The sequence below is a fragment of the Flavobacterium sp. UBA4197 genome (assembly GCF_002379575.1).
GTDB classification, from domain to species: Bacteria; Bacteroidota; Bacteroidia; order Flavobacteriales; family Flavobacteriaceae; genus Flavobacterium; species Flavobacterium inviolabile.
In genome coordinates this window covers 130,160-145,252 of sequence record NZ_DFUB01000009.1, presented here as the reverse complement: position 1 = coordinate 145,252, position 15,093 = coordinate 130,160, and the positions used below count along the sequence as shown (strand labels likewise).

Here is a 15,093-nt window from a genome sequence, read left to right as displayed (position 1 = left end):
AAAAGAGCGGTTTATAACCGCTCTTTTTTATTTTTTCAATTCCAGTTTCTCTGCAAAATAATCACAGAAATCTTTCATGGTTGCCGTCATTTTCTCGTCGTCCGTAGCGCGGTAAAAAGTATCCGCCATAGCCACTAAGGTCTGATGAAAGAATACTTTCATCTCATCTACCGGCATATCCTTGGTCCACAAATCAATACGCAGGGTTTCCTGAGCTTTACTATCCCAGATTGACAACAACATTGCTTTCGCTTCTTCTGCATTCACTCCGCCGTCCTGCGCTGTCCAGCTCAATTTCTCAGGAACTCTGTTTTCATCCAGTTCAACAAGGAATTTTATTTCAGATGTAATAGTCTTTGACATTATTTTTTAGGTTTGTATTTTGAGTTATCAAATATTTCTTTGGCATCGGTAACCAGCAACTGCTGTACATTCACATTCGGGTTGTTTTTCATATACGACCGGACAATCTGCCAGCCTATCCAGGTACCTACTCTACCCGGCGATTCGGCATCAATTTCAAGATAGAATTTTGAAAAAGGAGCCGTCGATATAAAACGCTGCATCAGCTTCGGGTTCGTATCATAGAGTATTTTCTCATTGACAAAAAACTTCCACATTTCCGATTCGTTTTCCTGACACCATTTTAACTGATCTTCGGTATAGGCTATTTTAACAGCATCGGAATCATCCGGCAATAATAAATCTTTCAGGTATAATTCTTTTCCGAAATAAATCATCTGCGACAATAAGGTGCGGTCTTTCGGGGCACTTATTTTTCCGGCTGCAAAACTGGCCACAATATCCGGCATCATTTGGGAAGACTCGAAATTCTGCTTGTAATATTCCGGAAATTCATATAATCTGTTCGTTTTTCCCAAATACATATCCAGTGAAATAATCACCAGGCTATCGGCAAAAATCGCTTTGTTCTCATAGTCCATTTCCGAAACCAGCGTTACTACTTTTGGCGTTTTATATTCCGGGAAATAGTATTGAATGTGTTTGAAGAGCGCTACCAGATCACCTTCAAAAGCATCGTTATTCGGGTATTTCTTTTTCACCTCGCCATACAGTTCCCGGTAAAGCGGGTCCTGCATTTTATTGATCCATACCGTATCCGGATTACCCGCAGGGAAGAAATATGAGAACTCTTTTTTAATTTTAGGAAAGTCCGTTACCGGCGATTCATAAAATACTTTATCAAAGCGTTCAATTTCCACTTTCACCGGTATTGCCGCGACAGCTTCTGCAACCTTATCTTCTTTTTTGCATGAAAACAACACGAAAACAGCTGCTATTCCAAGTAAATATTTTTTCATATCGTTCATTTGTTTTAATCGCTGCACATCCAATTGTTCCTGCGAACCGATGGTCTATTTTAAAATAGAAGCGACTCCAAATTTGTTAGCTAAAATTTTCTATTTTTATCCAAAATAATTTTTGCAAATATACACTACGGTTTTATAAAATCTTCATAATTTATCATGGTTAATTCGAACACAATCCAAATCGAAAAAATTAACGCCCATATTGTAAACTGGTTATTGCATTATGCCACTAACGCAAAAGTAAAAGGTTTTGTTGTGGGGATTTCCGGCGGTATCGATTCTGCCGTAACCTCAACGCTGTGTGCGCAAACCGGACTGCCTACTTTATGTGTGGAAATGCCGATACACCAGGCTCCGAGCCAGGTTTCCAGAGGAAAAGAGCATATTGCGCAGCTGCAATCCCGCTTTGCCAATGTGAGCAGCGCTCTGGCCGATCTAACTCCGGCTTTTGAAACTTTTAAGGCGATGGTTCCTTCTTCGGACGATGAAGCGATTTTAAACCTCACACTGGCCAATACCCGCGCCCGGCTACGAATGACTACCCTGTATTATTTTGCCGGCTTAAACAGCGCCCTTGTTGCCGGAACAGGCAATAAAGTAGAAGACTTCGGCGTAGGCTTTTACACCAAATACGGTGATGGCGGTGTCGATCTCAGCCCGATTGCCGATTTAATGAAATCGGAAGTCCGCCTGCTTGCCGCTTATCTGGATGTTCCCGAAAGCATTATTACGGCAAAACCTACAGACGGTTTGTTTGGAGACGACAGAAGTGATGAGGATCAGCTGGGTGCGAGCTATGACGAACTGGAATTTGCTATGCTTGCATACGAAAATGGCCGGACAGCAAATGATTTTGAGGGCAGAGCACTGGAAGTCTTCAATATTTACCGTAAATTAAACGCTGCTAACCAACACAAAATGAACCCAATACCGGTTTGTCTGATCCCAAAAGATTTGAAATAAATTTCTTTCACTGATTATCAATAGTTTATATTTTTTTAGTAACTTTACAGATAATTACTATTAAAAACCTATTGAAATGATAAAAGTTTGTTTAGCAGATAATCACCCCGTCGTTCAATATGGGGTGAAGTCCTTTTTCAAGGATAATTCGGAGATCAATTTTGTCGGAGTTGTTAGTAATTTATACGGCCTGGAAGAATTACTACGGAAAAAAAACGTAGATGTTGTTGTTTTGGATTTGGAGCTGGATGGTTTAACCAGTATCAGTACTGTGAAAACCTTAACTAAGGAATATCCAAACACGAAGATTGTTATTTTCACAAACTTAGCTGAACAAATTTATGCACCCAATGCATTAAAAGCAGGAGTATCCGCTTATATGCATAAAAACTCGAAATTAGAGGAGCTGGAGTTTGCCATAAAAAGTGTTTTTGTCGGAAATATAATTTTTAGCGAGGCTGTAAGGAAAAACTTAGCTTTATTAAATAAAGGACGTAAAACTGACAGACTGTACCGCAAATTGTCTTCTCGTGAAATTGAAGTGCTACGCTACTTAAGCGATGGAAAGAAAAACAAAGAGATTGCCAAATTACTGAACCTGAATGAAAAAACGATTAGTACTTACAAGTTGCGTTTGCTGACAAAACTTCATGTTACTAACCTGGTTGACCTGGTTAACAAAGCCAAAACACTGGAAATCGTTTAGCTGTAACGCGACATCACACGGCCTAATTTTTTTGAAAAAGAATTAATCAGCTTGTGATAATCAACAGCCATCATTAAGATTTCGGAATTGTCTACTGAAGGTTCCGGACTTATTGAGTTCTTAAGTTCATTAATGATTCGATCAACAAGAAACCAACGTAAAGTCAGTATTGTTTCGGAAACGTATTGACTTATCGTTTGGTTTTTTTGTTTGACTATGATTTGCTGCACTTCCCAGTTGTGCAGCGACTCGCGCTCCTCCTCCATAAGGATATTCGTTACCTCCCTTGCCAGTTCCGGCTCCAGACGCATCAAATACTGCTCTATTTCGAATTTCTCATTCTGATGGTAATAGTTGATCAGGTTGTTATAAATAGCCCGGAAAGATTCATTGGCCAGCTCGACCTCATCTTCCTGCAAACTCATATAAATGCGCTGGTAAACTTTATAGCTATTGTTTTCGCTGACTTCAAGCATTTCTCCTTCTTCATTCGCTTTTAGCAAGACATCTTCAAATTCTTCTACAGCACTGCCGTAAAGCAACAGGATTTCAATTATTTTACGTTCCAGTTCATACAGAATATCAATTTTGGAAACCGCTTCCGTTTCTTCATTGCGGACAACTTCAAAAGAAGCTTTCTGCTGTTCCTGCTTTTGTTTTTTACCGGCATCCGTGATATCTTTCTGCACCAGCTGTGCCAACGTGTTAACTAGCACCTGTTCTGAAATATCCATAATACGGGAACATTCCTGGATGTATATTTCCCGTTTAATCCTGTCCGGAATTTTGGAAATACTGTTGACCATATCCCGGATCAGATCGGCTTTTTTAATCGGATCGTTGTTTGCTTCCTTCATTAACAGGGAAGCTTTGAACTGTATAAAATCCTTGGCGTTGGCTTCCAGATATTGCACCAGTTCTTCATAAGGTGTTTTCTTTGCAAAACTATCCGGGTCTTCCCCGTCAGGAAAAGAACATACTTTTACATTCATCCCCGCTTCCAGGATAAGGTCTACCCCGCGGATTGAAGCCCGCAAACCGGCTGCATCGCCGTCAAAAAGCACCGTAATATTCTTTGTCAGCCGGTTAACCAGACGAATCTGATCTGCCGTTAAAGCGGTTCCGGATGACGCTACAACGTTTTCAATTCCGGATTGGTTAAACTGGATCACATCCGTATAGCCTTCCACCAAATAGCAATTGTCTAATTTGGCGATAGCCTGTTTTGCATGGTATATTCCGTAAAGAACCTTGCTTTTATGGTAAATCTCACTTTCGGGCGAGTTTAAATATTTGGCTGCTTTTTTATCATTCGTCAGTATACGTCCGCCAAAGCCTAAAACTCTTCCGGACATACTCTGGATCGGGAACATTACACGCCCTTTAAAGCGGTCAAATTGCTTATCTTCCTTAACGATGGTCAATCCGGTTTTATCCATGTATTCGAGCTTATAACCTTTCCCTAAAGCCTCTTTGGTAAAAGCATCCCAGGATTCCGGAGAATAGCCCAGTCCGAATTTTTTAATGGTTTCACCGGAGAATCCTCTTTCTTTAAAATACGAATAACCGATAGCCTTACCTTCTTCCGAATTGAGCAGCACGTTATGAAAGTACTTTTGGGCAAACTCCGACACGAGGTACATGCTTTCCTTTTCATTCGCTTCCTGTTTGTCCTCCTGCGACTGCTCCGTTTCTTCCAGCTCAATATTGTACTTTTTCGCCAGGTAGCGAATGGCTTCCGGATAGGAAAAATGTTCGTGTTCCATCAGGAAAGTAACCACATTCCCTCCTTTTCCGGAGCTAAAATCCTTCCAGATCTGTTTTACCGGCGACACCATGAACGAAGGGGATTTTTCATCAACAAACGGGCTCAACCCCTTGAGGTTGCTTCCGGCACGTTTTAGCTGAACGAAATCACCGATTACCTCCTCAACACGGGCGGTTTCAAAAACAGTTTCTATAGAATTTTGTGCAATCATACGAAGGCAAAGATACAAAGGGGAATAGGATTTGTACAAAAATAAAATCCATTCCCGGAAATAAAAAAGGTGCTCTGTAACGAACACCTTCTAAAAAAAGTATATAACTAACCAAACTTTAATTTAAATCAAAACGCAATCCTAGCGAAATATTGTTCTGATCGGCAGAATTATTTTTAAATAATGGATTTAAATCGTATTTCAGGTACAAACTTGTTGAACGATATCCCACATAGGCACTCAATCCGTACACAAATCCATTAGTGTTAAAATTGCTTTTTTGTTTTTCTTCCACTTCAAATCCGTCACGCTGGTATTCCAAAAACTGTCGGGTTTGTAAATTGGCTCCGATATATCCTCCAATTCCGATCCGGCCGCTTCTGTGGGTTCTGAATCTTGTTTCGCCTTTTTCATTTACTTTTTTAGGGGTAAAGTCAAATTCCAAATGTGCCGGAAAAATCAGCTGGATATTTCGCAAACGGGATTCGCTTAACCAGGTAGTGGAAGTAACCAGTTCCGTCTGATCATTATTCTTTACAAAATATTGGTTGTCTACCGCACGCAGGTTATTATACACTAAAGACATTCCGTATTTTGCATGCAACAGGTTGTTATTTTTCATGATACGGGTATTGAATGTCAATCCGAATTCGTAAAAATGTGAACCCCAGTATCTGAATTTTGAATTTGCTACCGCTCCTCCGGTTACCAGGTTATTCACTCCTCCGGCCAGAACCAGTTGTGACGTGGTTCTTTTTTCAATCACTTCTTTTCTTTTTCCGTTCCCGTTCCCTTTTCTGTAGCGCACTTCTATGATGCTCACTCTTTTGCTGGTCACAGAATCAGCACTTGCTTCCTGGATCTTCCCGTCTACTTTTTCCTTGATTAGTGTATTCAAACGGGATTCTTCAAAGGCTACTCTTTCTTCAATTCTTTTCGCATGAAACGTTGCCGCTTCCATTTTCATTTTATCGGCTTCCTCTCTTGTAATACTTTTGTTTTCCAGCTGCGTATTGATCACATCCACCTTGTCTTTTAATATTTTCTTTTCTTCTCTTGTGATGTTCTCAATGTTTTCAGCAATCACTTTAGCACGCTGTTCAAAGGTTTCCTGAGCCTGTATTTTAGTGACTACAAGGCATAGCAATACCACTACATAAAAAATAATTTTTTGCATAATTTAAAATTTAAACTGTTCGATTTTTGATTGATTTACTCTTTATTTCTATTGGCAACCGCAGATTTTACGGTTTTGAAGTTCCTGCTTATGGTCTGGAAAGTATTTTCACGATAGGTCGTGTTCAGCTCTCCTTCCACTGTTGACAGCAGGGAATTGGCATCTACCGTTACATTCTGTTTTTTAAGTTCGCTTTTGGGCTGATTGCCATCGACAGCTGCCAAAAGTTCATCCACATTTACAGCAACTCTGTTTTTCTGAATACTTTTCTGAGGTACGACAGCGATCATTTCTTCATTTATTTTTTCTTTCGCCATGTTTTTTTCCACACGGATTTCCGGATTTCCGGTCGCTTTTCCGGTATTCGTCATCGCAACAGCTTCTTTTATTTTTACCGGTGTTACCGAAACCGGTAACTTTTCCGGCACTGCTTCCGGCGCTGAGGCTTCAGGTTGTTCCTGAACCGGATTGCTTTCTACTATGGTGGTGGTGTTTTCGTTTAGCTCAACATTGTTTTTTTGCTGATCAAATAAAAAAAGTCCCACAAATACAAACCCGATAAAAGCCGCTGCGATATACAGCCATGTAAAACGGCGCTTCGGTTTTTTCTCCTCGGCTACCGAAAGCATCGCATCCAGCCTGTCCCATGCCGTCTCAGAAGGCTGAAGCGTTCTGGAGTTCAGTTTCATCCTGAAATCTTCTTCTCTTTTATTCGGTTCCATTCTGATAATTTTTTTGTCTGTTAATTTGTTCCTGCAACATTTTTCTGGCGTGGGATAATTGCGACTTGGATGTTCCTTCACTTATGCCCAGCATTTTTCCTATTTCCTGGTGTTTATACCCTTCAATAGCATACAGGTTGAATACCATTCTGTAGCCATCGGGTAAATTATCTATTAAAAACTGAATATCTTCTACAGATAACCGGCTTTCAATATTGTTAAATCCCCCTTCTAAAAAGGTTTCTTCTTCACTAAACTTAATTGGCTTCTGAACCCTGATGTGCGAGATACACTCATTCACCATGATTCTTCTGATCCATCCTTCAAAACTGCCTTTGTGCTCAAAATTCTTTAAGCCGGTAAATACTTTCATAAAAGCGGTTATCATGACATCTTCAGCCTGATGAACATCTTTTAAGTACTGACGGCACACACTTAACATTTTGGGAGCATGCTGGGAGTATATCTTATGCTGTGCATGCCGATTGTTTTCGACCGCCAAAGCAATAAGCTCCTTTTCTTCCTGATGTAAGTTGATTACTTTCAAAATCGTTATTCAGATGTTTCTATTAGTATAGACGAGCGTTGTATGAAAATGGTTGTATTGCCATAGTAAAAAAAATCACTTTTCAAATTAAAGCATTGAAAAACAATTTATTACAACAGTAAAATTATCGAAAAAAAAATTATTTTTTTCTTTCAATAACGTAATTAACCATCAGGATCAGTGCCTCTTTATAGGGAGAGGGAGGGAAATTTTCCAGAAGCTGAAGGGCTTCCTGCTGGAATTCGACCATTTTTCCTTCGGCATAAACAAGTCCGTTGCGTTCTTTTACAAATGCAATAACTTCCCGAACACGTTTTTTGTCCTTGTTGTGGTTTTTAATGGAGTTGATACACCAGCTTTTTTCTTTGGAAGTACAGTTGTTCAGAGCATAGATTAAAGGCAATGTCATTTTTTGCTCTTTAATATCGATCCCGGTAGGTTTACCGATGGCATCATCCGTATAGTCAAACAAATCGTCTTTAATCTGAAATGCCATTCCGATCAGTTCGCCGAATTTCCGCATTCGTTCCACGACTTCGGTATCTTCGGGTTTTACCGCGCAGGCACCTAATGCACAGCAGGCTGCGATGAGCGTTGCTGTTTTCTGGCGGATGATTTCGTAGTAAACATCCTCAGTAATATCCAGACGTCTTGCCTTTTCAATTTGAAGCAGTTCTCCTTCGCTCATTTCACGAACGGCAACCGATATAATTTTCAGCAGATCAAAATCGTTATTATCAATTGACAGCAAAAGTCCTTTGGACAGCAAATAATCGCCTACCAAAACGGCAATTTTATTTTTCCATAAGGCATTGATGGAAAAGAAGCCTCTGCGGCGGTTACTGTCGTCTACCACATCATCGTGTACCAAAGTCGCGGTATGGATTAATTCGATAACCGACGCTCCGCGGTAGGTTCTTTCGTTTACCACTCCTTCGGAAACCATTTTGGCCGTCAGAAAAACAAACATCGGACGCATTTGTTTTCCTTTCCGGTTAACGATATAGTATGTAATCCTGTTAAGCAATGCAACCTTAGATGACATTGATTCATGGAACTTCTTTTCAAAAAGTTCCATTTCCTTAACTATGGGCTGCTTTATTTGCTCTACGATTTTCATTGGTTTCAAATATACCAATTTGAGAGGAAAGTAAAAAATCATAATTCACATACTAAACCAAACTGTTTTACCGTTTATAATAGCCTACCTACTAAACTAAAAATCAATTATATATGAAAAAAAGTCTGTTTTTTCTAGGACTGTTTTTAGCTTTAGTTTTTACAGGAAGCTGTGACAAAGACAGTGATGGTTCAGGTGCTACGTCTTCAACTCCAATTACAAAGGAGGAGTTTAGAACGGATGCAAAGATTGACAAAATGGTGGATGATGTTGCTACAGTAGTAGAAAACGGTTATATCCTACCGCAAAATGGTTCCGGTAAAATGACCAATACGGCACAAATGTTACCCGGATGTGTTGTTACGACTTCGGCAATTATTGACAATACCTGGAATGTGAGTATTGATTTTGGAACAGAGGGCTGTTCTTTTATGGGCGCTACTTTAAAAGGAAAAATCATTATTAGTTTTACAAATGATTTTGAAACAATGTCGCATACGATAACGTATACTTTCGAGAATTTTTATTACAATGATATTGCCATTACCGGCAACCGCACCATGACGCGTACTCACGCGAATGCCAACGGTAATCCGGAAACAAGCATGTCATTAGACATGACAATCACGTATCCGAACGGGGACGTATACCACAGAACCGGTACCCGTACCAAAGAATGGAGTGAAGGTCATGATACTCCCGGCATCAGCGATGATGTCTTTTTAATCACAGGAAGCTGGAGTACTACTTTCCCTAACGGAAATGTAAACAGCACTACGATAACAACACCTCTGAAAATAAAAAGGGATTGTGCCTATATCGTGGCGGGAGTGATTACAATTACCAGAAATGCCAATACGGCAACTATTGATTATGGTGACGGAACTTGCGACAACCAGGCCACCATGACTATTAACGGCGAAACTTCGATTATTACCCTAGATGGTTTTTAACCATTGAAAAAGCCCCGGATCCGGGGCTTTTTTTATTTTTTTAAGCTTCTTTATTTGCCAGCTGGCCACAAGCCGCATCAATGTCTTTTCCTCTGCTTCGGCGCACTTTGGCCACAATATCATTTCGTTCCAGAGCCGTGATATAATTTTCTATAGCCTGCGGAGCAGCCTGTTGAAACTCCCCGTCATCAATCGGGTTATATTCAATCAGGTTTACTTTACACGGAACGTATTTACAGAATTTCACCAACGCATCAATCGATTTTTTATCGTCGTTGATTCCTTTCCAGACCACATATTCGTAGGTCACCCTGCTTTTGGTTTTGGAATACCAGTATTCCAGGCTTTCTCTCAGGTCCTTTAACGGGAAGTTTTCCGAAAACGGCATGATTCCGGAGCGGATCTCATCGATAGCCGAGTGCAGCGAAACGGCGAGTTTGAATTTCACCTCATCGTCTGCCAGTTTTTTAATCATCTTCGGAATTCCGGAAGTCGAAACGGTAATCCTTTTCGGCGACATTCCCAGACCTTCCGGTGCCGTGATTTTTTCAATCGCTTTTATCACGTTATTGTAGTTCATCAGCGGTTCGCCCATTCCCATGAATACAATATTAGACAGCGGTCTGTTGTAATACAGTTTGCTTTCATTATCAATAGCCACAACCTGATCGTATATTTCATCCGGATTCAGGTTACGCATCCGTTTCAACCGTGCTGTTGCACAGAAGTTACAGTCCAGACTACAGCCAACCTGACTGGACACGCAGGCCGTTGTTCTGGTTTCGGTTGGAATCAACACGCTTTCCACAATTAGTCCGTCATGCAAACGCACGGCATTTTTAACCGTTCCATCCGAACTGCGCTGCATCTGATCTACTTTGATGTGATTGATCACAAAATTCTCCTCCAGCATTTGTCTTGTGGGTTTAGCCACATTTGTCATGTCATCAAATTTGTGAGCGCCTTTACTCCACAACCATTCATATACCTGATTCCCTCTAAAGGCTTTGTCACCATTGGCAACAAAAAAATCACGTAACTGCTCTTTACTTAAAGCTCTTATGTCTTTCTTCTCCGTTTGCATGGCGCAAAGTTAGTAACTATTTATGTATTTGGTAATTTATGCGTTTGGTAATTTGTAATTTTGTAAAAAATTTAAGCTTATGCATTTTATATCGGAAACTTTAGAAGATTATGTAGCCCTGCATTCGGAAAATGAACCGGCATTATTAGCGGCATTAAATAAAGAAACCCATCAGAAAATATTACAGCCCCGCATGTTAAGCGGTCATTTACAAGGGCGTGTCCTGAGCATGCTTTCCAAACTGATCCGTCCCAATGCCATACTGGAGATCGGAACCTATACCGGTTATGCGGCATTATGCCTGGCGGAAGGTTTACAGGAAAACGGTACTCTGGATACTATTGACATTAACGAGGAACTCTACGATTTCCAGCGAAAATACTTTGACCAGTCGGAATGGAAAGACCAGATACACCAGCACTTAGGCAATGCTCTGGAAATCATCCCAACCTTAAATAAAAAATTTGATTTGGTATTTATCGATGCCGATAAGGAAAACTACATTCATTATTTTGAAATGATCGTTCCGTTAATGCATAAAGGCGGTATTATTTTATCTGATAACGTTTTATGGTCCGGAAAAGTACTGGAGCCTTTAAAAGCAAACGACAAAAGCACAAAGATATTACTGGACTACAACAAGCTCCTGAAAGACGATCCGCGTGTAGAAACGGTTTTATTACCCATACGCGACGGACTGACGGTGAGCCGCGTTTTATAAGAACAAGAAGCAATTGGCAATTGGCGAAAAAGCAATTAGCAATTGGCGAAAAAACAATTGGCAAATAGCAAAAGGCAATTATAAGGTTTGATATATGAGGTTTGAAATTTGATTTACGATGTATTACTTCACACCTCATACTTCATATATCATATATATAATTTACAGTAATCTGTTTCCACAATCAAAACTTGCCTTTTACCTCTTGCTAATTGCCTCTTAAAGTTAATATACGAAGTTTGAAGTTTGATATACGATATTTCACACCTCATACTTCTTATATCTTATATAATTTACAGCAATCAGCTTCCGCAATCAAGACTTGCCTTTTACCTCTTGCTAATTGCCCCTTAATGTCGATATACGAGGTTTGAAGTTTGATTTACGATATCCCTTCACACCTCATACTCCTTATATCTTATATAATTTACAGTAATCAGCTTCCGTAATACAAGACTTGCCTTTTACCTCTTGCCAATTGCCCCTTAAAGTTAATATACGAAGTTTGAAGTTTGATTTACGATATTCATACTTCTTATATCATATATATAATTTACAGCAATCAGCTTCCGCAATACAAAACTTGCCTTTTACCTCTTGCCAATTGCCCCTTAAAGTTAATATACGAAGTTTGAAGTTCAATATACGACATTCATATATCTTATATAATCTACAGCAATCAGCCTCCGCAATCAAAACTTGCCTTTTACCTCTTGTTTTTAATTAGGGGGTATCATTAAAATGAGTACTTTTAATATACTAAACCTGATACCATGATCACTATAGATAACTATTTAGACAACCATTACATCCACAAAAGTAACTGGTTACGGGCAGCTGTTCTTGGAGCAAATGACGGAATTATTTCCATTTCCAGCCTTGCAATTGGTGTTGCAGCAGCAAGTACAGCAAGGGAACCAATTGTTCTGGCAACAGTCGCCGGGCTTGTAGCGGGTGCATTGTCAATGGCGGCAGGTGAATATGTTTCTGTTAGTTCTCAAACTGATATTGAGAAAGGTGACATTGAAAGAGAGAGAAAAGAGCTTAAAGAGATGCCGGAAGAAGAGTTGAAGCTATTGTCTCAAATTTATGAAAGAAGAGGCTTAAAGAAAGAAACAGCGATGCAGGTCGCAATAGAGTTAACAGAAGCAGATGCGTTAGGGACACATATCAGAGACGAACTGGGTATTAACGAAATCAGTAAGGCAAAACCCATACAGGCAGCATTAGCATCAGGGGCAGCTTTTACAGGTGGCGGTCTATTACCTTTATTAGTAATTCTTTTTGCACCGGTAAAAGGCATGGAATACTGGCTATATGGATTTACTATCATTTTTCTTATAATTTTAGGGATTACCGCTGCAAAAACAGGTGGCTCAAGTCCCTTAAAAGCTATGATAAGAATCACCATTTGGGGAACAATTGCAATGGGACTTTCCGCATTTGCAGGCTATCTCTTTGGTGTAACTGTTTAATTTAAAAATGCAATCATATAGACGGAGTACATTGGCATTTACCGACAATCCCCCCTACAACTCTATTTGTAAAAATTAGATAGAAAGCTTTGAGGTTGGCAATTCGGCAACAATGGTCACTGCCCGCTTTCGGTGGTTATATATTCCCGGATTAAACGGACGCTTTATTATGCATACAACATCAATACTGAAAGAATGTAACCGTTATTGAGGCACGTAAGATATAAGCCGCGAGATGTCTGCTTTATATGCGTTTTTGCCTGCTCTACGGTTTGCCTGCAGTATTATTAGCATACTAAGCTTTATATTTGTTATTGTGAAAAAACAAAACTGGATTCCCGGCCTGATCGTATCATTGGGTGTGTCGCTCATTGCAGCACTCCCCAGAGTGATTCGTATGGAAAAGTTTCAATTTCATCCTATTATAATAAGCGTTGGTTATAATTTTACTTTTTGTATTTTCTGCTGGTTAGCGCACCAGTTTATATTAAGTAAATCAAAACAATTTAATATCAATAATGGGGTAATTGCTGCCTTTTCCATTGTCGTCGTCAGTAGTTTTGTTTTTTTACTGGATATGATTTTCTCCCTGGTAAGTGATAACCCTTTATTATTACCCGATGCTGAAGGAGGCAAACGATTATATATATTGCTGTTACGGGGAATAGTAATCAGCGGGTTATTTTATTTCATTATTTACTACCTCCATATACTCTCAGAAAAGCAGCGGAATATGCTTGAGATCGCGGCACTTAAACAGGCACAACTGGCAGCTAACATATCCTCATTGAAAGAGCAGCTGAGTCCGCACTTCCTTTTCAATACACTCAATACACTCAGTACCCTCACACAGGAACAAAGTGTAAAAGAATATGTTTCTGAGTTGGCAAATGTGTACCGTTATGTACTCCGGTATAAGAATATTGATACCGCTACCATAGAACAGGAGCTTAATTTTATAGACTCTTATCTTTATATCATTAAAATGCGGCTGGAAGATGCTATTGAGATAGCTATTAATGTAGATGAGCAGGTCTTTAATAAGAAAATACCACCGCTCACGCTCCAGCTTCTGGTTGAAAATGCTATTAAACACAATATTGCTTCACCAACAAGAAAACTGAGGATTGCTATAAAAAATACCGGTAATGATTTGCTGGAAGTAACCAATAACCTGCAACCCAAGACATCCGTACAACATACCACTGGTATCGGGCTGGCCAATGTGATGCAACGCTATCACCTTCTCTTTGGTAAGGAAATCGGAATAGAAAAGAAAGATACAGTGTTTACCATAAAATTACCACTTATATGATTAACGTGTTAATTATCGAAGACGAAGCCAAATCAGCAAGAGAACTTGCCAATATGATAGGCCATATAGACCGCGACATACAAATCTTAGCCACATTGGATTCCATAGAGCAGGCACTCAATTGGTTTGCCGAAAATGAACAGCCTGACCTGATCTTTTCGGATATTCAGCTGGCCGACGGATTATGTTTTGACATTTACAACCAGATTGACATTAAAAGTCCCGTTATCTTTTGTACAGCTTTTGATGAGTATTTGATAAATGCCTTTGATACCAATGCGGTTAGTTACCTGTTAAAGCCCATTACCCGCAATCAGGTTGAAAGAGCATTGGATAAATTCTATTCACTGAAATCAGCCTTTGAAACCCTGCAGGAAAGGCAAAAACTAACAGGTTTACTTCAACAGATTAAGCATCAGTACAAAACAGCCCTGTTAGTATATCAAAAGGAAAAAATAATACCTGTACAGGTAAAAGATATTGCGTTCTTTTATCTGGATAAAACAATAGTGAACATTACAACCCTAAATGGTCAGCGATATTATCTTTCCGGAAAGCTTGAGGAACTTAACAAAGTGCTGGACCCGACAGTATTTTTCAGGGCCAACCGCCAGTTTCTGATTAACAGGGCCGCCGTTGCAAATGCTGAAAGGTTCTTTGCCCGGAAACTGGTCATCAAGCTAACGGTAAAAACCCCGGAAGACATCGTCGTAAGCAAAGCTAAAGCAGCTGAATTTTTACATTGGCTGGAGGGAGCTTAAAACATTATGTTAACTGCTCATTTTAATGGATAAATTAACAAACACCCGGTATAGCCTGTAATCGTTCAATTGGCTTTTTTTTCGTCTTAACATAACCATCGTTCATTTTTAAAATTATCAAAAAATAAAGAAGACAACCTTTTCACCACTACTGCTCTCCCTACAGTACTATCGTGGACATCAATGCAGCCAACCAGAATTGACATATACAAGAATAACACACTGATTTATTGCCTATT

General features: G+C 39.6%; 15 protein-coding genes. 7 read left to right on the top strand and 8 right to left on the bottom strand.

The window, feature by feature from the left end; all coding sequences use genetic code 11:
• Positions 1–27: 27 nt before the first annotated feature.
• Positions 28–363 carry a gliding motility protein GldC gene (gene gldC / locus B3394_RS05420; RefSeq protein WP_177730027.1) on the bottom strand — a complete coding sequence of 112 codons (336 nt, stop codon included), beginning with the start codon at positions 361–363 and terminating at the stop codon, positions 28–30.
• Positions 363–1,322: a gliding motility lipoprotein GldB gene (gene gldB / locus B3394_RS05415; RefSeq protein WP_286913870.1), complete on the bottom strand. Its 960-nt coding sequence runs from the start codon at positions 1,320–1,322 to the stop codon at positions 363–365. Before gldB ends, gldC begins: the two co-directional genes overlap by 1 nt.
• A 165-nt stretch (positions 1,323–1,487) precedes the next feature.
• On the opposite strand from gldB, the gene nadE reads away from it, so the two are divergent.
• Both nadE and B3394_RS05405 read left to right on the top strand, forming a co-directional pair.
• The gene (nadE, locus tag B3394_RS05410) at positions 1,488–2,294 is read left to right on the top strand and encodes an NAD(+) synthase (RefSeq protein WP_177730029.1); all 807 of its coding nucleotides are present in this window, start codon (positions 1,488–1,490) and stop codon (positions 2,292–2,294) included.
• Positions 2,295–2,370: 76 nt separating this feature from the next.
• Positions 2,371–3,000: a LuxR C-terminal-related transcriptional regulator gene (locus B3394_RS05405; RefSeq protein ID WP_136402182.1), complete on the top strand. Its 630-nt coding sequence runs from the start codon at positions 2,371–2,373 to the stop codon at positions 2,998–3,000.
• Here the strand turns inward: B3394_RS05405 and dnaG are convergent.
• The 5 genes from dnaG to B3394_RS05380 form a co-directional block, all read right to left on the bottom strand.
• Complete coding sequence (dnaG, locus tag B3394_RS05400; protein ID WP_286913862.1) at positions 2,997–4,979, bottom strand: DNA primase; 1,983 nt, start codon at positions 4,977–4,979, stop codon at positions 2,997–2,999. The two genes, B3394_RS05405 and dnaG, sit on opposite strands and share 4 nt — an antisense overlap.
• A gap of 118 nt (positions 4,980–5,097) precedes the next feature.
• Complete coding sequence (locus tag B3394_RS05395) at positions 5,098–6,156, bottom strand: hypothetical protein (protein ID WP_286913861.1); 1,059 nt, start codon at positions 6,154–6,156, stop codon at positions 5,098–5,100.
• Positions 6,157–6,191: 35 nt separating this feature from the next.
• Complete coding sequence (locus B3394_RS05390; protein WP_286913859.1) at positions 6,192–6,878, bottom strand: hypothetical protein; 687 nt, start codon at positions 6,876–6,878, stop codon at positions 6,192–6,194.
• Positions 6,865–7,425, bottom strand: a complete 561-nt coding sequence (locus B3394_RS05385; protein WP_177730033.1) for an RNA polymerase sigma factor — start codon at positions 7,423–7,425, stop codon at positions 6,865–6,867. The genes B3394_RS05390 and B3394_RS05385 overlap by 14 nt, the downstream gene beginning before the upstream one ends.
• Positions 7,426–7,564: 139 nt before the next feature.
• Complete coding sequence (locus B3394_RS05380) at positions 7,565–8,545, bottom strand: polyprenyl synthetase family protein (RefSeq protein WP_177730034.1); 981 nt, start codon at positions 8,543–8,545, stop codon at positions 7,565–7,567.
• Between the two features lie 113 nt (positions 8,546–8,658).
• On the opposite strand from B3394_RS05380, the gene B3394_RS05375 reads away from it, so the two are divergent.
• On the top strand, positions 8,659–9,498 hold the full coding sequence (locus B3394_RS05375) for a hypothetical protein (protein ID WP_286913853.1): 840 nt from the start codon (positions 8,659–8,661) through the stop codon (positions 9,496–9,498).
• A gap of 40 nt (positions 9,499–9,538) precedes the next feature.
• On the opposite strand, the gene rlmN is transcribed toward B3394_RS05375, so the two are convergent.
• Positions 9,539–10,582: a 23S rRNA (adenine(2503)-C(2))-methyltransferase RlmN gene (gene rlmN, locus B3394_RS05370; protein WP_177730036.1), complete on the bottom strand. Its 1,044-nt coding sequence runs from the start codon at positions 10,580–10,582 to the stop codon at positions 9,539–9,541.
• A gap of 79 nt (positions 10,583–10,661) precedes the next feature.
• Here rlmN and B3394_RS05365 point away from each other — a divergent pair, with 79 nt between their 5' ends.
• The 4 genes from B3394_RS05365 to B3394_RS05350 all read left to right on the top strand — a co-directional run bounded on the left by B3394_RS05365 (position 10,662) and on the right by B3394_RS05350 (position 14,854).
• Positions 10,662–11,303 carry an O-methyltransferase gene (locus B3394_RS05365; RefSeq protein WP_177730037.1) on the top strand — a complete coding sequence of 214 codons (642 nt, stop codon included), beginning with the start codon at positions 10,662–10,664 and terminating at the stop codon, positions 11,301–11,303.
• 773 nt (positions 11,304–12,076) lie between these two features.
• The gene (locus B3394_RS05360) at positions 12,077–12,778 is read left to right on the top strand and encodes a VIT1/CCC1 transporter family protein (RefSeq protein ID WP_273245081.1); all 702 of its coding nucleotides are present in this window, start codon (positions 12,077–12,079) and stop codon (positions 12,776–12,778) included.
• Positions 12,779–13,094: 316 nt separating this feature from the next.
• Positions 13,095–14,093, top strand: a complete 999-nt coding sequence (locus tag B3394_RS05355) for a sensor histidine kinase (RefSeq protein ID WP_286913844.1) — start codon at positions 13,095–13,097, stop codon at positions 14,091–14,093.
• Positions 14,090–14,854, top strand: a complete 765-nt coding sequence (locus tag B3394_RS05350; RefSeq protein ID WP_286913840.1) for a LytR/AlgR family response regulator transcription factor — start codon at positions 14,090–14,092, stop codon at positions 14,852–14,854. The genes B3394_RS05355 and B3394_RS05350 overlap by 4 nt, the downstream gene beginning before the upstream one ends.
• The last annotated feature ends 239 nt before the right edge of the window (positions 14,855–15,093 follow it).